The organism is Oricola nitratireducens, from assembly GCF_014904745.1.
Classification (GTDB): domain Bacteria; phylum Pseudomonadota; class Alphaproteobacteria; order Rhizobiales; family Rhizobiaceae; genus Oricola; species Oricola nitratireducens.
This window is the reverse complement of the sequence record NZ_JACZCS010000014.1, coordinates 85,582-106,378: the sequence shown is the minus strand read 5'-3', so window position 1 is coordinate 106,378 and position 20,797 is coordinate 85,582. Positions and strand designations below refer to the sequence as shown.

18 protein-coding genes are annotated in these 20,797 nt (G+C 63.7%); 5 read left to right on the top strand and 13 right to left on the bottom strand.

The annotated features are described in order from the left end of the window. Positions 1-111: 111 nt before the first annotated feature. Together IG169_RS08995 and IG169_RS08990 are read right to left on the bottom strand one after the other, a co-directional pair. Complete coding sequence (locus tag IG169_RS08995; RefSeq protein ID WP_193175859.1) at positions 112-3,321, bottom strand: efflux RND transporter permease subunit; 3,210 nt, start codon at positions 3,319-3,321, stop codon at positions 112-114. Continuing rightward, the gene (locus tag IG169_RS08990; RefSeq protein WP_246717260.1) at positions 3,314-4,297 is read right to left on the bottom strand and encodes an efflux RND transporter periplasmic adaptor subunit; all 984 of its coding nucleotides are present in this window, start codon (positions 4,295-4,297) and stop codon (positions 3,314-3,316) included. Before IG169_RS08990 ends, IG169_RS08995 begins: the two co-directional genes overlap by 8 nt. 447 nt (positions 4,298-4,744) lie before the next feature. Here IG169_RS08990 and IG169_RS08985 point away from each other — a divergent pair, with 447 nt between their 5' ends. After that, on the top strand, positions 4,745-6,898 hold the full coding sequence (locus tag IG169_RS08985; RefSeq protein WP_193175858.1) for a hypothetical protein: 2,154 nt from the start codon (positions 4,745-4,747) through the stop codon (positions 6,896-6,898). Positions 6,899-7,003: 105 nt separating this feature from the next. On the opposite strand, the gene IG169_RS08980 is transcribed toward IG169_RS08985, so the two are convergent. The 4 genes from IG169_RS08980 to IG169_RS08965 are packed head-to-tail and all read right to left on the bottom strand — an operon-like array spanning position 7,004 to position 10,499. After that, positions 7,004-7,957 carry an ABC transporter permease gene (locus tag IG169_RS08980; RefSeq protein WP_193175857.1) on the bottom strand — a complete coding sequence of 318 codons (954 nt, stop codon included), beginning with the start codon at positions 7,955-7,957 and terminating at the stop codon, positions 7,004-7,006. Beyond that, positions 7,947-8,885 (bottom strand): ABC transporter ATP-binding protein, encoded by a 939-nt coding sequence (locus IG169_RS08975; protein WP_193175856.1) that lies wholly within the window; start codon positions 8,883-8,885, stop codon positions 7,947-7,949. Before IG169_RS08975 ends, IG169_RS08980 begins: the two co-directional genes overlap by 11 nt. Continuing rightward, complete coding sequence (locus IG169_RS08970; protein ID WP_193175855.1) at positions 8,882-10,072, bottom strand: NEW3 domain-containing protein; 1,191 nt, start codon at positions 10,070-10,072, stop codon at positions 8,882-8,884. The genes IG169_RS08975 and IG169_RS08970 overlap by 4 nt, the downstream gene beginning before the upstream one ends. Positions 10,073-10,124: 52 nt before the next feature. Further along, positions 10,125-10,499: a hypothetical protein gene (locus IG169_RS08965; RefSeq protein ID WP_193175854.1), complete on the bottom strand. Its 375-nt coding sequence runs from the start codon at positions 10,497-10,499 to the stop codon at positions 10,125-10,127. 335 nt (positions 10,500-10,834) lie between these two features. Between IG169_RS08965 and IG169_RS08960 the strand changes: the two genes are divergently transcribed. Next, the gene (locus IG169_RS08960) at positions 10,835-11,068 is read left to right on the top strand and encodes a cold-shock protein (protein ID WP_343225629.1); all 234 of its coding nucleotides are present in this window, start codon (positions 10,835-10,837) and stop codon (positions 11,066-11,068) included. Between the two features lie 104 nt (positions 11,069-11,172). Here the strand turns inward: IG169_RS08960 and IG169_RS08955 are convergent, their stop codons facing one another. From IG169_RS08955 to IG169_RS08940, 4 genes are all read right to left on the bottom strand, one after another. After that, complete coding sequence (locus IG169_RS08955) at positions 11,173-11,409, bottom strand: hypothetical protein (protein WP_193175852.1); 237 nt, start codon at positions 11,407-11,409, stop codon at positions 11,173-11,175. 145 nt (positions 11,410-11,554) lie between these two features. After that, the gene (locus IG169_RS08950) at positions 11,555-12,799 is read right to left on the bottom strand and encodes a saccharopine dehydrogenase family protein (protein WP_193175851.1); all 1,245 of its coding nucleotides are present in this window, start codon (positions 12,797-12,799) and stop codon (positions 11,555-11,557) included. A gap of 60 nt (positions 12,800-12,859) precedes the next feature. Next, positions 12,860-13,957 (bottom strand): carboxynorspermidine decarboxylase, encoded by a 1,098-nt coding sequence (locus tag IG169_RS08945; RefSeq protein WP_193175850.1) that lies wholly within the window; start codon positions 13,955-13,957, stop codon positions 12,860-12,862. A 129-nt stretch (positions 13,958-14,086) separates the two neighbouring features. Continuing rightward, on the bottom strand, positions 14,087-15,928 hold the full coding sequence (locus IG169_RS08940; protein ID WP_343225628.1) for a PHA/PHB synthase family protein: 1,842 nt from the start codon (positions 15,926-15,928) through the stop codon (positions 14,087-14,089). Positions 15,929-16,171: 243 nt separating this feature from the next. On the opposite strand from IG169_RS08940, the gene IG169_RS08935 reads away from it, so the two are divergent. Then, positions 16,172-16,771: a PilZ domain-containing protein gene (locus tag IG169_RS08935; RefSeq protein WP_193175849.1), complete on the top strand. Its 600-nt coding sequence runs from the start codon at positions 16,172-16,174 to the stop codon at positions 16,769-16,771. Positions 16,772-16,915: 144 nt separating this feature from the next. On the opposite strand, the gene IG169_RS08930 is transcribed toward IG169_RS08935, so the two are convergent. After that, a complete protein-coding gene (locus IG169_RS08930; RefSeq protein ID WP_193175848.1) occupies positions 16,916-17,617 on the bottom strand; it encodes a hypothetical protein in 702 nt (233 codons plus the stop codon). 297 nt (positions 17,618-17,914) lie between these two features. On the opposite strand from IG169_RS08930, the gene IG169_RS08925 reads away from it, so the two are divergent. Together IG169_RS08925 and IG169_RS08920 are read left to right on the top strand one after the other, a co-directional pair. Then, a complete protein-coding gene (locus tag IG169_RS08925) occupies positions 17,915-18,379 on the top strand; it encodes a DUF2231 domain-containing protein (RefSeq protein ID WP_193175847.1) in 465 nt (154 codons plus the stop codon). 117 nt (positions 18,380-18,496) lie between these two features. Then, positions 18,497-19,048 carry a phosphatase PAP2 family protein gene (locus IG169_RS08920; protein ID WP_343225635.1) on the top strand — a complete coding sequence of 184 codons (552 nt, stop codon included), beginning with the start codon at positions 18,497-18,499 and terminating at the stop codon, positions 19,046-19,048. An 84-nt stretch (positions 19,049-19,132) separates the two neighbouring features. Here IG169_RS08920 and IG169_RS08915 read toward each other — a convergent pair whose 3' ends face one another. Both IG169_RS08915 and IG169_RS08910 read right to left on the bottom strand, forming a co-directional pair. After that, complete coding sequence (locus IG169_RS08915; protein WP_193175846.1) at positions 19,133-20,431, bottom strand: APC family permease; 1,299 nt, start codon at positions 20,429-20,431, stop codon at positions 19,133-19,135. 204 nt (positions 20,432-20,635) lie between these two features. Further along, positions 20,636-20,791 (bottom strand): hypothetical protein, encoded by a 156-nt coding sequence (locus tag IG169_RS08910; protein WP_193175845.1) that lies wholly within the window; start codon positions 20,789-20,791, stop codon positions 20,636-20,638. Between the last annotated feature and the right edge of the window lie 6 nt (positions 20,792-20,797).

Below are 20,797 nucleotides of genomic sequence, written 5' to 3'. Positions count from 1 at the left end.
CGAAGAGGAATGTGTTTATAGTCAACCAGTTGGTTCGGTATGTTCACGAGCGCTAAAATAAAACGCCGCCCGTTCTTGGCGGGCGGCGTTTCTTTGTTTCAGTCAGTTCCCTCAGGTTCTCATCACCCGGTATATCGCCGGGATCACCAGCACCGTCAGCAGCGTCGACGACAGCAGGCCGAACAAGAGCGAGATCGCCAGCCCCTGGAAGATCGGGTCGGCCAAAATCACGACCGCGCCGATCATGGCGGCGATGGCCGTCAGGAGGATCGGTTTGAACCGGATCGCGCCGGCTTCGATCAGGATGTCGAGCTTGGTCTTGCCCTCGGTATCCGCGTTGCGGATGAAGTCGACCAGCAGGATCGAGTTGCGAACGATGATGCCCGCAAGCGCGATGAAGCCGATCATCGACGTCGCCGAGAACGGCGCGCCGAGCAGCCAGTGGCCGCCCATGATGCCGAGGAAGGTCAGCGGGATCGGCGTCAGGATCACCAGCGGCAGCTTGAACGAACCGAACTGCGCCACCACCAGGATGTAGATGCCGAGCAGGGCGACCATGAAGGCTGCGCCCATGTCGCGGAAGGTCACCCAGGTGACTTCCCACTCGCCGTCCCACAACAGGGTGACATGGCTCTCGTCATCCGGCTGGCCGTGCAGGCTGATGACCGGCTTGGTGCCTTCCGGCCAGTCCATCTTGTCCAGCTGGTCGGCGACTGCGAGCATGCCGTAGAGAGGCGCCTCGTAGGCGCCGGCGAGTTCGCCGGTCACCATTTCCGCATCCCGTCCGTTGTGGCGGAAGATCGGATAGGAGGCGCGTTCCTCCTTGACGTTGATCACGTCGCCGAGTTCGACGACCCCGCGCGCGCCCGGCAGGACGTTGGCGGGAATGGGCGTCGTGAGGAACCGCGTGTCCATCACCTTGTCGCCCTTGTCGCGTTCCACTCGGATCGGGATCGGATTTCGGCCGTCACCGCGATGCGAGTAGCCGACGGTCGAGCCGCCATTGAGAATGGCGAGCGTGTCGAACACGTCGTTCTCCGCCACCTGGAAGAACTCGAGGTCGTCGGTGTTGATCGTGGCGCGCAGGCGACGCGCCCGCGTCCCGAAGCTGTCGTCCACGTCGACGACGAAGGGGACGGCCTCGAAGGCTTCGCGGATCTTGGCGGCCGCGATACGGCGCGACTCGGCATCCGGACCGTAAACCTCGGCGAGCAGCGTCGAGATCACCGGCGGACCGGGCGGCGGTTCGACCGTCTTCATGCTGGTGCCTTCCGGAACGTCGAGCTTGTTGATCCGCTCGCGGATCTCGAGCGCGATGTCGTGGCTTTCGCGGTCGCGTTCGGACTTCGGCAGCAGGTTGATCTGAACGTCGCCCATATTGGGCTGCGCGCGCAGATAGTAGTGCCGCACGAGGCCGTTGAAGTTGAACGGCGACGCCGTGCCGGCATGCGTTTGCACCGAGATGACTTCGGGCAGCTCCGTCACCGTCCGCGCCACGGCCTGTGCCACGGCGTCGGTCGCCTCGACGGATGCGCCTTCGGGCAGGTCGATGACCACCGACAGTTCCGACTTGTTGTCGAACGGCAGCAGCTTCACCGTCACGTCCTTGGTGTAGAGCAGGACGAGCGAACCGAAGGACAATCCGGCCGCGATCAGCAGGAAGGCCAGGCTGCGGCCCTTGGTCGCCAGGATCGGGCGCGCGACGCGCGTATAGAGCGCGCCGAGCCTTCCGCCATGCTGGTGGCCGGCGTCGTCATGCGCATGCACCGGCGCGTTGCCCGCGATGCGCACCATCAGCCATGGCGTGACGATCACCGCGACGAAGAACGAAAAGATCATCGCAGCCGACGCGTTCGCCGGGATCGGGCTCATATAGGGGCCCATCAGGCCGGACACGAACAGCATCGGCAGCAGCGCCGCGACCACGGTGAGCGTGGCGACGATGGTCGGGTTGCCGACCTCGGCCACGGCCTCCACGGCCCGCGCGATACGGTGTTCGCCGCGGCTCAGGCCCCAGTGGCGCGCGATGTTCTCAATCACCACGATGGCATCGTCGACAAGGATACCGATCGAGAAGATCAGCGCGAACAGCGAGACGCGGTTGAGCGTGTAGCCCATGATCCATGCCGCAAACAGCGTCAGCAGGATCGTCACCGGAATGACGATCGCCACGACGATGCTTTCGCGCCAGCCGATGGCGAACAGCACGAGCGCGATGATCGAGATCGTGGCGAGGCCGAGGTGGAACAGCAGTTCGTTGGCCTTTTCGTTTGCCGTCTCGCCATAATCGCGCGTGACCTGGACCTCGACGCCTTGCGGGATCAGGTGGCCCTTCAGCTCCTCGACCTTGTGCAGGACATCCTCCGCGACCACCACGGCATTGGCGCCAGCGCGTTTGGCCACGGCGAGCGTGACGGCCGGCGTGCGTTGCACCTTGCCGTCGTCGGTGCGCGTGACATTGGCGACGATCTGGTCGGACGTGTCTGAGACGTATTCGACATGCGCCACGTCGCGCACATAGACCGGCCGGCCGTCGCGTGCGGTCAGCAGCAGGTTGGCGATCTCGGCCGGCGCCGTCAGCGTTTCGCCGGCGACGAGGTCGATCTGTTCGCCCTTGTCGCGCAGCTTGCCGGTGGAGAAGGTGCGGTTGGCTTCCTGCACCTTGCCGGCGAGCTGCTGCAGCGTGATGCCGTAGAGGGCCAGCCGCTCGGGATCGGGCGCGATGCGGATCGCCTCGGGCGCCTCGCCGACCAGATAGGTCAGGCCGACATTCTCGACCTTGGCGACTTCGGTGCGCAATTCGCGCGCAATCCGCGTCAGGTCGTTGGCGGAAATGCCCGTGCCGGGGTCTGCCGACAGCGTTAGCGACACGATCGCCACGTCGTCGATCCCGCGGCCGACGACCAGCGGTTCGGCGATGCCGACCGGGATGCGGTCCATGTTGGCGCGCAATTTGTCATGCACGCGCAGGATCGCGGCGTCGGCCGATGTGCCGACGAGGAAACGCGCCGTGACCATCGCATAGTCGTCCTGGGTCTGGCTGTAGACGTGCTCCACGCCATTGATGCCCTTGACGATGGTTTCCATCGGCTCCGTGACGAGTTTCACCGCGTCCTCGGCCTTGAGGCCGGGCGCCTGGATGTGGATGTCCACCAGCGGCACGGAGATTTGCGGTTCTTCCTCGCGCGGCAGGGAAATGAGCGCGACAAGGCCGACCGCCAGCGCCGCGATGATGAAAAGCGGCGTCAGCGGGGAAACGATGAACGCGCGCGTGAGCCGCCCGGCAATGCCGAGGCTGCCATCGAACTGTCCCTCACTCATGGTCGGTCACCACCTCTTCGCCAGCGGTGAGGCCGGTCACGACCTCGATCATGTCTTTTCCGTCGATCGTGTGGTGTTCACCGAGCACGACCGTCCGCCTGACGGTCTCGCCGTTTTCGGAGACCGCGACGAAGTCGAGGCCGGAAACGGTCTCGACCGCGTCCGCCGGCACCAAAAGGGCGGTGCGCTCGCCGATCGGCAGGCGCACGAGCACGCGGGCATCGACGAAAGCGTCGTCCAGGCCGGGTACCTCGACATCCGCGATGACGCGGCCATTGTCGATCTGCGGGTAGACGCGCGCCAGCTGACCTTCGGCCATGCCGGTGGTTTCGATCTGGATGGTGTCACCCTTGTGCAGGCTGCCGGCATAGCGCTCCGGCACCGCGAGGCGCAGGAAGAAGCCGCCGCCGCCGATCGTGGCGATGTTTTCGCCGGGCGTGACGACCGCCCCGGCGGCGACCGGCACGTCCAGCGCACGGCCCGACAGCGGCGCCAGGACGGTGCCCTCGGCGACCTGCTCTTCAAGTACCCGGCGCTCGGCGCGTGTCGCGTCGATCTGGTTCGTATAGACGTCGACCTGGGTCCGCAGGCTGTCGAGGCGCTGTGCCGTGGTGACGCCGCTCTGCAGCAGTTCCTCGCCGCGCGTCAGTTCCGACTTGGCGTTGGCAAGCTGCGATTCGATCCCCTGAAGTTTCGCGTCGAGCGCGTTCATCTGGAAATCCAGTTTCTGGTCGACGATGCGGGCGAGGGCCTGTCCGGCCTCGACCATGTCACCCTCGGTGACGGAAAGCGAAACCAGCGTCCCGCCCAAGCGGGCGCGGGCCGGAATGCGGTCGCGCGCTTCGATGCGCGCATAGACGGCCTTCCAGTCGGTCACGGAAGACGGTTCGAGCGTCATTGTTTCGGCAAGTGCATGAGGCGGAAGCATCAAGGCCAGCGTCATTGCGGACGTGATGGCGGCGAGCGTGGCGCGCATTGTCGTATCCTGTCGGTTCGGTCTTCAGGGGCTGCGCCCATGGAGACATTTGCGATTTCTTATATTCGCGATCTTGAATATACATCCCCGTTCGCGATTTCAAGAGGCATGCAAGATGCGATTTATCGCGGTCCCGTTCCATGATGCTGATCAAATTCACGTGGAGTCGTCAAAGGGCGAACAGGCCGGCGGGAAGCGGTCCGGTCGATCCGCGGCCTGGCCGACCGGGGGCGACGGTATCGCGACCGCGGCGGCGGACGCGGTCGCGAACGATGAAATTCAGATAAGGTGAAAATTCCGGAGAATCCTCCAATTCCTTGATCATACGGCCAATTTGGCCTATGGATAACGTGGACTGGGGTTGTCTGACACGTTCCGATTTCGCGATGTGAGTGCAGCAGCGGAGGCGTGGCGTCAGGGGTCAGGCATCGGAGGGTTTGGATTTCCGTGTCCGATTTTACGAATTACATCCGAGTCGCAATCCAGGGGCTGCCCGAAAACTCGCCGATGGCGCGGGCGATGGCCTACGAGAAAGCCCGCAAGGCGATCAGGCGCCAATTGGAGGCGCGTTCGGCGAAGGCCGGCGAAATCGATGCCACGCTGGACCGCCTCGAAAACGCGATCCTCGACGTTGAAGCCGAGCAATCCATGATCGCATCGCAGAAGGGAACCGCCGGACTGCGGCCCGCTCCGGTCAGTGCCGGCGCGAATGTCACCCCGTTCAACCGCAAATCCGCGAAGGCGGACGCGACGCAGCCGGCCGTTCATGGCGGATCCTCCGGCGGTGCGGCGAATCAGGCGCTCAGGGTCGAGGCGGCGGGCCATGATGCGCTGAACGATTTCGAGATGGCGTTGTCGGCCGTCCTGTCCGAGTCGTCGCCGGCCAATGACTGGGCCGGACGGGCCGCGGCCGAAATGCTCGAACGCGAGGACGAACCGGCGCCGGAAGAAAAACCTGCGTCCGCCGCACCGCAGATCGATATCGCGGCCTTGCTTCGCAGGGCGATCGGCGAGGAAGACATGAGCGACCCGGCCAACCGGGAAGCCGTCTACCGCCGCGCCCGCACGGCGCTAGACCGGTATCTGAAAGGGCTGACGACGGCGCCCGATTACGCGACCGTCCATTCCTGTATCGAAAGGCTCAATGATGCCATTCGCGACACGGAAAACGATCTCGTGGCACATGCGGTCATCGCGGAAACGGTCGATTTGAACTTCGACGCCGAAGACCTTCTCACCGAACTGGAGATAGGCGAGGCCTCCGCCGCCCGGAGAACCGGTGCGAATGACTATTCGCGGTTCGGCGATGCGGCTTCGGCATACCGCGCCAGGAGCGATGCGATCACCGCCGAAGTGGAAGAAGCGCTCCGCGACATGATCGGGCCGGACGCTGCCGAACCGGCCGCGACAGCGCGCCCGCAACCAGCCGCCAGATCGGTCGAGCCGGTGCAGAGGGAAGCGAGCGAGTATCCGGCTTCCGAAGCGCCGGCATTCAACGGCCTGGTGCAGGACGAAACCGGTGCAACGGCGTCGCATGTCGCCGGTCGCGGGCGCAAACGGCGCACCGGTCGGTTGATATTCGCGACCGTGGCGATCCTTTGCATAGGCGGCCTTGTCGCCGGAGCCGTTGTCTACCCGGACAAGGCGACCCGGCTTGCGGCCGGCGTTGTTTCCTACGGATCGCAATTCCTGCCGCCGTCCAGGGATGCGCAGACGGCTTCCGGCATTGAAACGGAAACGACACCGCCGACCAAAGCTTCGGCAGGGGAAGAACCGCAAACGTCCGCGGCCTCGGTCGCCGAAACCGCCGGACCCGAAAAGCCGGGAGAATCGGGGGCTGTTTTGGCGGCAACCGCCGAAACCGCCCCGGTAGGGGCAGAAAGCCAGCCTGCGGCGCAGCCGGTATTTCCGCCAATTAACGGCGAAAAGGCTTTCCTGTTCGAGACGGCGGCGGGATCGAAGAAGCCGGCCGCGTCCGGAAACGTGGCGTGGTCGGTCGTCGAAACCTCGCCCGCACCGGACCAGCCGCCGGAGGCGTCGATCCACGCCGAAATCGCGATTCCCACGGACGGGCTGCGGGCGACGATCTCGTTGACGCGGAATCTCGACAAGACGCTGCCCGCCACCCACCTCATCGAGATCATCTTCGATCTCTCCGAGGGCTATCAGGGCGGCGGAATAGCCTCGGTGGAAGGCATAAATTTCCTGAACGGCGCGCAGGGCGCGAGTGATCCGATGGTCGGCTCGATCGTGAAGATCGCGCCGAATGTCTTCCTGTTCGCGCTCTCCGACCTGCCTGCGGCCGTCAAGAAGCACCGACAGATGATGTCCGATCCGGATATGATCGAAATACCGTTCGTCTATTACAGCGGCCGCCGGGCGGCGCTGCGCCTCGTTGCCGGATCGACCGGTACCGAGGTGTTCGGCGAGGCGCTGCAGGAATGGGCGCAAACGGCTGACGCGGTATCCGCGCCGCAGCCGATACTGCCTGAACCGGCTCCGCCCGCGCCCTCGGACGAGACGCCCGTTGCCGAACTGGCCAAGCCCTGGAAACTTAAGCTGCCCGCCACGATACCGGTCCCCATACCGCGCCCTCTCTGAGAAGACGGATTAGTCGCTGGTCGGGGGAGGGGTAAGCTTGTGCGTTTGCGGCTTTGATGCAGCCGGGCGGGAGGTCCGTCGCCCGGCTGCACTCGCGCTTTATCCCTATGCCCTGACTTCCTGGCGCTGGAAGAAGACATAGGCGCCGGTGAACAGGAGCACCATCGCCGCGAACAGGCCGGAGATCTGTGGCCAGACGATGAGGATGCTCTGCAACGTCGGCAGCGGCGCGCCGACGAGCGCCCCCTGCATCTGCGACATGAACACCGGCCCGACGGAGCGCGAAGCTGGATCGAGCAGCATTTGCGCCACCTCGCCGTAAAGCGTCGCCGGCGAGATGCGGGCAAGCGCCTGCTGGGTCTCGAAGGCGTTGACGACGCTGATCGGATTGAACGGATCGACAGGCGAGATGACGTTTGCGACGAACGGCGTGATCATCGACCAGAAGATCGAGAAGATCAGCCAGACCGACAGGGCGGCAAGCGCCGAGGTGGCCGGCGCCTTGATCAGCGTCGAGAAGGCGAGCGCCAATGCCAGCCAGACGCCGGTATAGATCAGCGTCGCGGCCAGATAGGCAAGGCTGCGCGCCATGTCGCCCGCCGACGGCGGCAGGCCGAGCAGCAGGATACCGAGGCCGATCATCAAGAGCCACAGCGTCAAAAGCGCGATGCCGATGACCAGCATGCCGCCCAGGAATTTGCCGAAGAGGACGGCATCCCGGTAGATCGGCTGGGCAAGAATGCGGCTCATCGTGCGCCGTCCGAATTCGCCATTGACGCCGTCGAAGCCGAGCGCGATCGCCACCAGCGGCAGGAGAAAGCCCATGAAGGAGGCAAAGGACGGCAGCGGCTGCCGGGCCACGGTGAACAGTTTCAGGAACAGGAACGGATCTTCCGACGTCGTCGCCCGAATCTGGTCGATCGCCGCGTAGACCGCGCCTGCCGCCGTCAGCAGCACGAGCAGCATGATCAGATGCATGCGCGCGCTCGTCATGTGATCGGCGGCTTCCTTGAGGGCGATGGTCATCACCCCCTTGAGCGGTGAACCTTCACGCTTCATTTCCAGCCTCCCTGAAGAACAGATTGTAGGCTTCGCCGAGCGTTACCCGGTGCGCATCGAGGTTTTTCAGGGCGCCGCCCTTTTCGACGATGCCCTTTGCGAGATCCGGACGGATGTCGCGCGAGGCGGTGATCTTCCAGAAACCGTCGCCGTCGGCGGTGACGCCGCTGACGCCGTCGATCTCTTCCGCAAGCATGCCGACATCGAACCCGTCGGCGCCGACCTCGATGTGAAACGCGCCGTCGGCGACGTTCTGCGCCAGTTCGGCCACCGTGCCGACGAAACCGATGCGGCCCTTGTTGAAAAGGGCCACCCGGTTGCAGATCGACTGCACGACATCGAGTAGGTGCGAGGAGACCAGCACCGTCATGCCGTCCTTGGCGAAGCCGCGGATCAGTTCCAGCAATTCGGTCGTCGATTGCGGATCGAGGCCGGAGGTCGGTTCGTCGAGGATGGCGATGCGGCTGTCGCGCATCAGCAGTTCGGCGAGGCCGAGCCGCTGACGCATGCCGCGCGAATAGGTGGCCACCCTGTGATCGCCCACATGCGAAAGATGGACGCGCTGCAGCGCGTCATCGATGCGGCGGTCGGCTTCCTCGGCGGACATGCCGCCGAGACGCGCCGTGTAGCGCAGGTTCTCGCGCCCCGACAGATTGTCGTAGAATCCGACGGCGTCGGGCAGGTAGCCGACGTCGCGCTTGACCGCGAGCGGCTCGCGGACCGGATCCTTGCCGAGAATCCTGATCGATCCCTCGCTGGCCTCGGTGAGACCGAGCAGCATCAGGATGGTCGTGGTCTTGCCGGCCCCGTTGGGGCCGAGCATTCCGAGGACTTCGCCTTCCTCAACCGTCAGGTCGATCCCGTCGACGGCGCGGGAACTGCCGTAACGCTTGGTCAGGCCGGTTGCTTCAATGACGTGCGTGCTCATCTGCGGCCATACCTCATGACTGCCATGGCCAGCACGATCACGGCGAGGCCGATGACGCCGAGGCCGACGATGCCCCACATCGTGGACGTTTCCACCGTCGTGCGGAAACGCGCGGATGTCGACGTGCCTTCGGCCCGTGCATTCATCGTCACCATGTAGTCGCCGGCGATCGCCTTTTCGGTCGGCTTGATCGTCACGTTGACGTCCTGCTCGTCGCCGGGCTTCAGTCCGGGCAGTTCGGCCGGATCGAAGCTGACTTTCCAGCCGCTCGGAGCGGTGGCGGCAAGCTTGACTGCCTTCGCCGGTGCGCTGCCCGAGTTGTCGAGCTTGAAGGTGAAGCTCGTCTCCTTGCCGGCGACCGCGGTGCCGCTGAGGCGCTGTTGCGGTCCGGTGAGATCGAGCTTGGGCGATCCCGTTACCTGAAGCGCGAGGTCGGCGGCGGCATGCTGGTCGCCGGCCACCGTCATGACGTGGATCGGATATTGCCCGGCAGGCACCGAATTATCGAGCTTGACCTGCAGTGTCACATCAGCGGTTTGCCCCGCCTTGACCGGAATTCCGGTGATTTCCTCCGAGCCGTAGCCCTTCTTGAATGTCGTCTGGAAGCCGGGCGGCACGTCGGCGGCGAGGTTGAACAGCGCGTCATCGGCGCCATCGTTCGTCAGCTTCATCTTGTATTCGAAGCTTGTCTTGACGCCACCGCGTAGCGCCGGCAGTTCGGGCACCAGTGTGGCGGAGGCCTCCGGCGCGTCCGAAATCGTGACGGCGAGCGGCAGTTCCGCCGTGCCGCCGGAATATTTCGCCTTGATGTCGAGCGGGTAGGCCTTTGCCTTCGCGCCCGATGGCGGCGTCAGTTCGAGCGTCAGGCTGCCCGTGTCGCCGGGCGCGACCATGGCGGCCGCGACCTCGTGGCCGCTGCCCTTGAGAGCATAGGTCCAGCCGTCCGGCACGCCGTTCAGCGTGATCTCGGCGCGCCGCGGTTCCTCGGTGTCGTTGATGACGCTCAGCGGAATGCTGATCTTCTTGCCGGCATTGGCGGTGAATTCGGGGGTGGGGGTGGTCAGCCAGAAACCATATGGCTGGACCGAGGACGTCTTCATGGCGTCGGTCTGCGCGTAAGCGGGCGCGTTGGACAGAAGGGTGCATGCCACAAGGGCGCCCCAGAACATGCTGGTTCGGGTATTCATGTTTTCCTCGCTTCATAGATGCATTGAGCGCAGCACGGCTGCGCCCCGTCGGTCACGAAAGCGGGAAAAGCGGCGGCGCGCGCACGAGATAGGCGTGGGAGGAAATGCCGGAGGCGCGAACGACGTCGCGCTGCGGCGGTGTGAAGTAACTGCCGGCGACGGGCAACAGGATGGGGGACAGGCGGGGGATCTGGTCGAGTGGGCGGGATTTGCCGGCGCTTACACTGTCGGGATCGCGTTCGCCGGCAACGAGGCTCGCCGTCTGCAGGGCGGTGCCGGCGGGGCCGGCCGCAAAGCCGTCGAGATCGGGTGCCGCGGGGAAGGCATCCGCCTGTACGAAGGCGAACAGCAACTGCAGCAGCGCCGAAAGCACGTATCGGCGGATACTGCTCGCAGAGGCCGTTGCTTTCTTCCTGCTGGGGCTCACGTTTCCCACCGCATCGCCTTGACCGGAAAGGCGAAAATGCTCCCGGTTCTTTTACGCGCGCGGACAATGCCGCCCAAACTGCGGCAATTATGAGGCTGAATGTGGCGGCAAACCCGGCCGTCGTTCGCGGCGCGCAGTACCGTGGACCGATTTCCGCGCAGCCGGGAACAATTCGTTGCGGCCCTGCTTGTTTCCGGCGAGAAAATCGCCTATGTATCGCCTATCGATCTTGCTTTTCGAATATTGTTTCCGCGCCTTTGGGCGTAACTGACGATCTTCCCTTCAAAATCGATCTAAACAGCTTGCACCGCAATTCGCGTGGCAGGCCGACTACCATGACCTATCGAAAGGAAATCGTCATGACCACTGGAACCGTAAAATTCTTCAACGCCACCAAGGGCTTCGGCTTCATCCAGCCGGACGACGGCGCTGCCGACGTCTTCGTCCACGTCTCGGCCGTTGAGCGCGCCGGCATGCGCACCATCGTTGAAGGCCAGAAGCTGTCCTTCGACGTTGTCAAGGACAGCCGTTCGGGCAAGAGCGCCGCAGACAACCTGCAGGCTGCCTAATTATCGTCTCCGCCCCGTGACCACGGATGTACTGGCACGGGGCGCCGGGATGACTGAAGGTCGGGTTTTGCCCGGCCTTTTTTATTGCCTGTAAGGCAGCGCGGTCAGATACCGAGCAGCGCCTTTGCCTTGGCGAGAGTCTCGATCGAGGCCGCGTGATCGCCGGCCTTATGCTGTTTTTCGCCAAGTGCGCGCAGCTCCTTGACCTGCGCCATCTGTTCATCCGAAAGGCTCGCCGACGGCAGCGCCGCGTCAATCTCGGCCATGTCGGCCGGACAGTGGAACGCGAAAGCCGGCGTGGCGAACAGGAACATCGCCGCAACGCAAATTATCTTCTTCATCGGGGTTCTCCTCCCTGGTTGAATGCCCGCCAGCTGTTCCTGCAAGCGGGCACCCGGAAATGGGCAGGAGAATGACACGGCGGGAGCGTGGCCTTGCCAGCGCGGTATATGCCCCGCTTTCACGACGGAAGGGACGTTCCCGGTGCTAGGCGTCTCCGTTCCAGGGCCGATCGCCATTTTCGTCCTTCACCCGCGTCGGCAGGCCGATGCGGTCGAGGATCGTGAAGAAGGGCTTCGGGTCGAGTTCCTCGACATTGACCATCGTGCCCGTATCCCAGGTGCCGTCGGCGATCAGCATGGCGGCGGCGACGGGCGGCACGCCAGCCGTGTAGGAAATGCCCTGGCTGCCGACCTCGTTGTAAGCGTCCTTGTGGTCGGCGACATTGTAGACGAAGACTTCCGCCTCCTTGCCGTCCTTCACGCCCTTGACCAGATCGCCGATGCAGGTCTTTCCGGTGTAGTCGGGCGCCAGCGACGCCGGATCGGGCAGCACGGCCTTGACCACCTTCAGCGGAATGACCTCCAGCCCTTCGGCCGTCTTGACCGGCTGTTCGGAGAGCAGTCCGAGATTCTTCAGCACGGTGAAGACATTGATGTAGTGGTCGCCGAAGCCCATCCAGAAGCGCACATCGGCGTCCGGGTAGTTGACGGCGAGCGACTGCACCTCGTCATGGCCCGACATGTAGGCCTTCTGCTTGCCGACGACCGGCAGGTCCCATTCGCGGCCGATCTCGAACATGGAATTTTCGGTCCACGCGCCGTCCTGCCAGGAAATGACTGTGCCGGTAAATTCGCGGAAATTGATCTCCGGATCGAAATTGGTGGCGAAATATTTGCCGTGGCTGCCGGCATTGATGTCGACGATGTCGATCGACTTCACCTCGTCCATGAATTCGTCGATGGCGAAACGTGCGAAGGCGTTGACGACGCCGGGATCGAAGCCGGCGCCGAGGATCGCTGTGACGCCCTTTTCCGCGCAGCGGTCGCGCCGTTTCCATTCGTAATTGGCGTACCACGGCGGCGTCTCGCAGATCTTGTCCGGCTCTTCGTGGATGGCGGTGTCGATATAGGCCGCGCCGGCCTCCAGGCAGGCCTCCAGCACATACATGTTGACGAAGGCGCTGCCGACATTGATCACGATCTGCACGCCGGTCTTGCGGATCAGGTCGGCGACGGCGGCCGTATCCATCGCGTCGACCTGGTGGGCTTCCAGCACGCCATCGGTCTTCATCGCGCCTTTCTCGCGCACGCTTTCGATGATCGCCTCGCATTTGGCGAGCGTGCGGCTGGCGATGTGGATGTCTCCCAGCACATCGTTGTTCCGCGCGCATTTGTGCGCGACGACCTGGGCGACGCCGCCGGCGCCGATGATCAATACATTGCGTTTCATGAGCCTTGGAGGTCTCCCTTGTGTCTCCGTCTTGTGGTGGATTGGTTTACTAGAGGGATTTCACGACAGGGCGGCGACGAAGTCCTCGTAGCCGAAATCCCTGACGAGCCGCACGGAGCCGTCGAGCTCCTTCACGGCGATGGCCGGCATCTTGACGCCGTTGAACCAGTTCTTCTTGACCATGGTGTAACCCGCCGCGTCCCGGAAGCTCAACCGGTCGCCGGGCTTCAGCGGTTCCGTGAAGCGGAATTCGCCGAAAATGTCTCCGGCAAGGCATGACTTGCCGCAGACCATCCATTCATGCGGCCCCTCGTTTGGCGCGAGCTTGGCTGTCTCGCGATAGACCAGCAGGTCGAGCATATGCGCCTCGATGGAGGAATCGACGATGGCGAGGTCCTTGCCGTTGAACAGCGTGTCGAGCACGGTCACCTCCAGCGTTGCGGCATCGGTGATCGCCGCTTCGCCCGGCTCCAGATAGACCTGCACGCCGTATTCGCCGGCAAAGCGCTTCAGTCGTTCGGCGAAGCGGTCGAGCGGATAGTCCTCGCCGGTGAAATGGATGCCGCCGCCGAGGCTGATCCAGTCCATCAGGCGGACGAGATAACCGAAACGCTGCTCGATATGGCCGAGCATGGCGTCGAACCGGTCGAAATCCTCGTTCTCGCAATTGCAGTGGAACATGAAACCCGACACGAGGTCGGCGACCTTTTCGATGGCCTTCGGGTCGTGCTCGCCCAGCCGCGAGAAGGGGCGGGCCGGGTCGGCGAGGTCGAATTCGGAGGTCGACACGCCGGGATTGACGCGCAGGCCGCGCGTCTTGCCGCGGCTCGGCTCCTCGAACCGTTCGAGTTGGTGAAGCGTGTTGAAGATGATCTTGTCGCAGTTTTCGAGCACCTCGGCGATCTCGTGATCGGCGTAGGCCACCGAATAGGCATGGGTCTCGCCGCCGAACTTCTCGTAGCCGAGCTTCACCTCGTAAAGCGAGGAGGAGGTGGTGCCGTCCATATACTCGGCCATGAAATCGAAAACCGACCAAGTGGCGAAGCATTTCAGCGCCAGCAGGGACTTGGCGCCGGAGGCCTCGCGCAGCCGGGCGATCTTCTCCAGGTTGGGTTTCAGCCGCGCCTTGTCGATGAGATAATAAGGTGTCTGCAGCATCGCCGCCTGTCCGGTTCGCTTCCTGGAAATGCCTCGCGGCCGTTCGGCGGTCGTGTCGCCATCGCCTTGAAGGTGAGGGGACCTGATGTCAGGCGGGGGCTGTGCCGTCAACCGTAAAGCGGCCGCACCCTATTTCTGGAACACATAAGTTCCCGGCGCCGGGCAGAGCGGCGGCAGTCCGGCATTCGGAGCGCCGGTTTGCGGCGGGCTGACCAGCTGTGTGCTGCTCTGCGCGCCAAGCCACGCCGCCCATTCCGTCCACCACGAACCGTCCCGCGGCGCATGGCTTTCGCGCCAGCTTTTCGGATCGCGGTACTTGCCGCCCCGCTCGCGAAAGCCGATGCGGTAGTGCCGGCCGCGATGGCCGGGTTCGGAAACGACGCCGCCATTGTGGCCGCCGCTGGTCAGGACGAAGGTCAGGTCGGAATCGGTGAACAGTGTCGTCTTGTAGACCGAACGCCACGGCGCGATGTGGTCCTTCTCGGTCGCGACGACGAAGAACGGCGCGTCGATGTCCTTCAGCGCGATCACGCGCCCCTCGACGGCGAAGCGCCCGGCCGTCAGACGGTTTTCGAGGAACAGTCCGCGCAAATAGTCCGAATGCATCCGGTAGGGCATGCGCGTGGAATCGGCGTTCCAGGCGGAGATGTCGAACTGCTCTTCTTCTTCGCCGAGGAAATAGCGCCTGACGGCGCGCGACCAGATCAGGTCGCGGGCGCGCAACGCCCGGAACGCGCCATCCATCTGCTTCTGGTCGAGATAGCCCTGGTCCCACATCATGTCCTCGAGATAGGCGATCTCGCTTTCATCGAGGAACAGCATCAGTTCGCCGGCCTCGGTGAAATCCGTCTGCGCGGCGAGCAACGTGACCGAGGCGAGGCGCTTGTCGCCGTCGCGCGCCATCGTCGCCGCCGCGATCGACAAGATGGTGCCGCCGAGGCAGTAGCCGCAGGCGTGGATCTTTTCGTCCGGTACGACGCGTTCTATGGCATCCAGCGCCGCCATCACGCCGAGGCGGCGATAGTCGTCGAGCGACAGATCGCGCTGCTCCGGCCCCGGATTGCGCCAGGAAATCGCGAACACCGTGAAGCCCTGGCTGACGATGTGGTTGATCAGCGAGTTGTGCGGCGAAAGATCGAGAATGTAGTATTTCATGATCCATGCCGGGACGATCAGCACCGGCTCGGCGCGCACCTTGTCCGTCTGCGGCGCATACTGGATCAGTTCCATCACCTCGTTGCGGTAGACGACCTCGCCCGGCGTGCAGGCAATGTCCTCGCCGACGCGGAAATCCGGCGATTGCGGCGCCGGCGCGTTGGCGAGTTCGCGTGCGACGTCGGCGGTGAAATTCTGCGCGCCCTCGAGAAGGTTCACGCCGCCGCTCTTGAGGCTTTTCTCGATGATCGCCGGATTGAGGAAGGGCGAGTTGGACGGCGCGGCCATGTCGAGCATCTGGCGCGCCATGAAGGCGACGCGGTCGGCGTTGGCGTGGTGCATGCCGCGTACTTCCTGCGTCGCTTCGCTCCACCAATCCTCGACGGCGAGGAAGGATTGCTTCCAGGCCCGAAACGGCAGGTGGTCCCATGCCGGATGGTCGAAGCGGTGGTCGTCGCCATCCTCGTGGAAACCGCCGTCCGGTCCGAGCGGGCTCGACGGGCCCATCGCATCGAAGGCGAGCTTCCAGAAGTTCGTGACGGCTTTTTCATACAGTTCCGACTGCCGCCCCGGCGCGCGCGAAAGATGCGTCAGCCAATCGGCCCAGGCGGTGCCGGCGGAATGGATCGACACGCCGCTGGTCAGCCGCGCCATCGATGCCCTGAGCGCCCGGTCGAGCGTATCGTAGCGGCCATGGCTGGCGCCGTTCGTCTCGGTCATCATCCGGGCGAGGGCAGGTGCGAGCGCCGGCGCGGGAATGGTCGCGAGCGCGGTGCCGGTGGTTTCCGGTGCGGGGTCGGTCGGGGTGGTGGTCACGGTCGCCTCGTTTCGTCAGGCAGGGGGAGCCCAAGTAGATTCATTTTCTCAGTCTATGCCCGTAAATCACTGCGAATTTGTGACTTTCAAAGGGCGAATTTGTCGCGGGGAGCAGCGGGGTGCCGAGTGGATTTTCTACCGATTGTTAAGCATCAGAGACGGTGTTTTCGCCGGATAACCGCCGCTTAACCCCGCGTAACTATGGTCCGGCCATCATTTCGGAGCAACCGGATCGACTGCAAAATGCTCGGCGAAGACCAAACTGAAACCGATACCGATCGCCGCCAGTACCGGCGCGTGAAAGTCTTGCTCGACGGACGGCTGATGTTGTCCGACCGGTCCGAATTTCCGTGCAGGGTTGCCGACATGTCGCCGGGAAGCGTTGCCTTTTCCACCGGCGGGGCCGGGCGGCTCGGTGAGCGCGTGATCGCCTATGTCGATCATGTCGGCCGGCTCGACGGCAGGATCACGCGCGTCAAGCCGGACGGCTTCGCGCTGAGATTCGACGCGCCGCCGAACAAGCATACGAAGCTCGTCCGGCAATTGACGTGGCTTGAGAACAAACTCGCGCTGAACCTGCCCGAAGACCGCCGCAACGAACGCATCGAGCCGCGCAACCAGGCAGGTGTTCTCATATTCGAAGATGGCAAGCGGCACGGCTGCCGGATCATCGATCTGTCGCTCTCCGGCGCCGCCGTCGAAACCGATGTGGTCCCGCCGATCGGGGCTCCGGTGTCACTCGGCAGCATGCAGGGCCGGGTCGCCCGCCATTTCGAGGGCGGGATCTCGATCGAATTCACCGTTCTGCAGCGCAGCCAGGCCCTGAAGCCGTTTCTGGACTGACGGCGAGGGCCCGGAAGCCATCCCGTTTCCGCCATCTCCGGGTCAAGTCCGAGGACGAGGCCCCGAATGAAGGGGCCCCGGCCAGTCCTTGACATCAAGCCAAGCGTCATCGTTACCACGCCTGACTCGTCATCAGTCTGACTATTACGAAGAACCGGATGGCGGACCGCCGGGCGTTCGCTCCAGATCCAGCGCCAGCGCGTGGCATTCCCTCAGCACGTCGTCGACCGCGTGAAAGGCCCGCTTGCGGTAGCCGGGCGGGCGACCGGGGCGCATGGGATTGAAGCGGGGCGAGCGGTTGAGGCCGAGATCGCGCTTCGCTTTCCAGCGCGCAAGGCGTTTCGCCTGACCGTCGAGATCGTCCAGCGCGCGCTTCAGCATGTGCAGCCGGCGGCAAAGCGGCGCGGCGTCGAGCAGGTCGTCGGGCGAGGGAAACCAGTCGTCGGGGATCGGCGTCGGCTCGGTCAGGCCGATGAAGTTGATGCGCGGGAAGGACCGGGCGCGGCGCCTCCGGGGCCGGAAGTCGAAACGCTTCAGCGGATCGATGAGGGGAAGCGCCGGGATGGCGTCGGCGGGTTTGCCTGTTGTGGTTGTTGTTGTGGTTGGTGTGGCGGCTTTTTTGCGGCGCGCCGGCGCCACCACAACAACAAGATCGCGCGCGGCGATGATGACGAGACGCCGGACGGCGGCTTCGGCGGAGCGCAGGATGCGCAGGAGATGGTTGTGCAGACTGCGCGGCAGCGTCGCCGTCATTTCGCCGTCGGCCAGACCGGCCATGGCGAACAGTGCCGCGACGATGCGCAAAAGCGCGTCGCGGTTGCGGGCAATCACCCGAGCCCAGTTCATGGGTACATGGTCCGATTTGGCGTGGACAGACATGGGCGCGAGTATGGGAGCGGTTTCGCGGGGTTTAATGAAAAACGGATGAAGGGCCGGGAAAGGCGAGCAGAATCATAAGGCTGGACGGCGGACGACCCGAAACTTGTCGACCGTCCGGCAATCGTTGTCCCGGCTGTCCGGCGGTCAGCACCGTCATGGCGGAGCGAAGGAGACACCTGTCAGCGATCTGTAATCTTGGCTTGGCTAGCTCGGGCGGCGTCTCTTGCAGACGAAGATTTTCTCTCATTCGAAAAAGGCACTTCCATGATCCCGCTGCAGCATATCCATCCGATTCTGGTCCATTTCCCGATAGTTTTCATGCTGACGCTGGCGGTCTTCGATGTGGTCGCGATCGCGCGCGGAGCAAGCGTGACGCAGCGAACCGCAGCCGGAAACGTGTCGACCGGACTCGCGGTCCTTGCCGCCCTGTTCGCCGTCGTGACGTTCGTCTTTGGCGGCATGGCTCTCGATATCGCCGAAAGCGGCGGTTTCCGCAGCAATGTCGCCGAGATCCACGAGGGACTGGGGACATTCACCGCCGTTGCTTTCGGGGCGTGGGGCGCGCTGCGCGCCTTTGTCTGGTGGCGCAACATGTCCATCGGCGGTGCCTTCCGCGCCCTGGTCCCGGTCGCAGAAGTCGTCGGGGCGGTTCTGGTCACCGCGACCGCCTTTTATGGCGGTCAGCTTGTCTACGATCTCGGCGTCAACGTCGCGCAGGCGGCGATGTAATGCCCCGCAAGCGCCGCGCCGGCATGGGGCATACCCTCCGCTCCATGCCGGCGCTCCGAATGCGCGCGGACAACCTCGACGAGAGCATGTGAGAAGGACAGCGCTGTGAACATTTCCATCCGCCATCTGGATATTGTCCTGACGCAAGCCCTGAACGGCATGGCGATGTCGAGCGCCTCGGTCGACGACCTGATGATCTGGAGTTCGGCATTCGGCGTGCCGGTTCTCGTCGCGGCAGTTGCCGGCCAATGGTGGCGGCGTGCCGATCGGCTTCACCATCGCCATGTTCTGGTCTCGTCCGGCCTCGCTTTTTGCGCCGGTCTCGCCTTCAATCAGCTGATCCTCCTGTTCGTTCATCGGCTGCGGCCCTACGACGCGAACGTCACGCATCTGATCATCGAGCGAAGCGCGGATTTCTCGTTTCCCTCGGATCATGCGACGGCGACATTCGCCATTGCGGCGGTGTTTCTTCTGCACGGCGTCCGAAAAGCCGGAACAGCATTCCTGCTCGCGGCGATCCTGATCGCCGCGTCCCGCGTCTATGTCGGGATCCACTACGTCAGCGATGTTCTCGGCGGAGCGCTGACCGGGGTGATGGCCGCAGTCGCGGTCAAGCTGGTCTATCGGGAGAATTCCCGTCTGGACCGGTTCGTGACGGGCATATTCTAGGCGCTCGCCGGTCGGCATCCATCCGCGTGGCCGCCCGTTTCCGCAGCCAGCTTTTCTGCGATCCCGGCGGCGATCGGGAACAGCTTACGGTTCTTGATAACGGACTTTGACGCTCCGGTCGGCGAGGCGGTGCAGAAGGACCTCAATCGTAAAAGCAAGGACGAAAAAGGCGCCGATCAGGACAAGCAACATCGGCGATGTCCCTGCAAGGTGATACGCACCGAGCGCAATCGTGGCCGCATTCGCAACAATGGCGAGAACAACCATCGCCGGCACCGCTCGCGTCTCGTTGAGCAGCCGGAGGTGGCCGATATGGACCGTCATGTGGATGAGGAGCATCGACAACGCCCCGATTGCGGCGATCTGCGAGAGGTCGAAGAAAATGGCGAGCATGATGATGAGGAAGGAACTCACCACGAGCCCTTCCTTGCTATGGGCGATCGGCTTGCCGAAGGCACGCGGAAGTTCCCCGAGCGTCGCAAGCTTGTAGGTGACGTTGGTGACCGAATAGAGGCTGGCGTTGATTGCCGAGGCCGTCGCGAACAGGGCGGCGACGGCGACGATCTTGTAGCCCAGCTGGCCGAGAATGGGTCTCGCCGCTTCCGCGAGAGCGAAATCTTTGGCGACGACAACCTTCTCGGGCGGCAGGTTTCCGAAAACACTGAGGGCTATGGCGATATAGACCGCCATGACCAGAAAGATCGCCGTCATGATCGCCCTGGGCAGGGTCCGGCCCGGGTCCGGCATGTCTTCGGCGGCATTGGTGACGATGCGAAATCCCTCATAAGCGAAGAACGTGACGGCGACGCTGTAGAAGATCATCGAAATCGGCGGGTATGTCCGCGGATCGAGATATTCGGGAGAAACAAACATCATTCCGATTACGGCGAAAGCGATGAGAACCGACATCTTGATCAGGACGACAAGGCTTTCGATCCGCGCCATTGCGCGCACGCCGTCCAGATTTACCAACATGAAGGTAAGAACGATCGCCGTGGCAAATGCCTCGATCAGCCACCCCGGTGATCCTTTCGGAAGAAGGGCGTAGGCATAGGAACCGAATGTGCGCGCCACCAAAGACACCGCGACAAGCGACGCGATATACATCATGACGCTCATGCTGCCGGAAAACCGGCCCACGCCATACGCTTGCACCAGATACTCGACAACGCCGCCCGCCGACGGATAGCGGGCGCCCAGCCGGCCGATCGAATATCCGCTGAGCAGCGCGACCAGCCCGCCGATCAGGAAGGAGATCCAGACCGCGCTTCCGGCGATTGCTCCCGCCTGGCCGAGCAGCGCGAATATTCCCGCGCCGACCATGGCGCCGATCCCCATGGCGACAGCCGACCAGAACGGAACCTCGTTGCCGGGTTTATGCATCCCTCTCCACCTCTATCCCGTCATCTGTTCGGACAGTCAGGTTACTGCGATCCGTTGGATATCGGATTGGCGACTGCAGTGGCAATCAGAACTTCGGCAGTCGAAAAGTCGATAAAGCCTGTCGCCGGATGGAAACGGACAGCTGTTCGGCGGGGGTACCGTCCGCACTGCGGACTTTTAGTCATCTGCAATTGCGGATCGTTCTCACCCCCAGTCGAGCACCACCTTGCCGCAATTGCCTTCGCCCATCCGCGCGAAGCCTTGCGCGTAGTCCGCGATGGGCAACCGGTCGGCGATGATGGCGCGCAGATTCAGGCCGGACTGGATCATCGCGATCTCCTTGTACCAGGTCTCGAACATCTCGCG

Coding starts and splice junctions, on each gene's coding strand:
- IG169_RS08995 (WP_193175859.1), bottom strand. CDS start 3,321: ATGAGTGAGGGACAGTTCGATGGCAGCCTCGGCATTGCCGGGCGGCTC.
- IG169_RS08990 (WP_246717260.1), bottom strand. CDS start 4,297: ATGCGCGCCACGCTCGCCGCCATCACGTCCGCAATGACGCTGGCCTTG.
- IG169_RS08980 (WP_193175857.1), bottom strand. CDS start 7,957: ATGAAGCGTGAAGGTTCACCGCTCAAGGGGGTGATGACCATCGCCCTC.
- IG169_RS08975 (WP_193175856.1), bottom strand. CDS start 8,885: ATGAGCACGCACGTCATTGAAGCAACCGGCCTGACCAAGCGTTACGGC.
- IG169_RS08970 (WP_193175855.1), bottom strand. CDS start 10,072: ATGAATACCCGAACCAGCATGTTCTGGGGCGCCCTTGTGGCATGCACC.
- IG169_RS08960 (WP_343225629.1), top strand. CDS start 10,835: ATGACCTATCGAAAGGAAATCGTCATGACCACTGGAACCGTAAAATTC.
- IG169_RS08955 (WP_193175852.1), bottom strand. CDS start 11,409: ATGAAGAAGATAATTTGCGTTGCGGCGATGTTCCTGTTCGCCACGCCG.
- IG169_RS08950 (WP_193175851.1), bottom strand. CDS start 12,799: ATGAAACGCAATGTATTGATCATCGGCGCCGGCGGCGTCGCCCAGGTC.
- IG169_RS08945 (WP_193175850.1), bottom strand. CDS start 13,957: ATGCTGCAGACACCTTATTATCTCATCGACAAGGCGCGGCTGAAACCC.
- IG169_RS08935 (WP_193175849.1), top strand. CDS start 16,172: ATGCTCGGCGAAGACCAAACTGAAACCGATACCGATCGCCGCCAGTAC.
- IG169_RS08930 (WP_193175848.1), bottom strand. CDS start 17,617: ATGAACTGGGCTCGGGTGATTGCCCGCAACCGCGACGCGCTTTTGCGC.
- IG169_RS08925 (WP_193175847.1), top strand. CDS start 17,915: ATGATCCCGCTGCAGCATATCCATCCGATTCTGGTCCATTTCCCGATA.
- IG169_RS08915 (WP_193175846.1), bottom strand. CDS start 20,431: ATGCATAAACCCGGCAACGAGGTTCCGTTCTGGTCGGCTGTCGCCATG.
- IG169_RS08910 (WP_193175845.1), bottom strand. CDS start 20,791: ATGTTCGAGACCTGGTACAAGGAGATCGCGATGATCCAGTCCGGCCTG.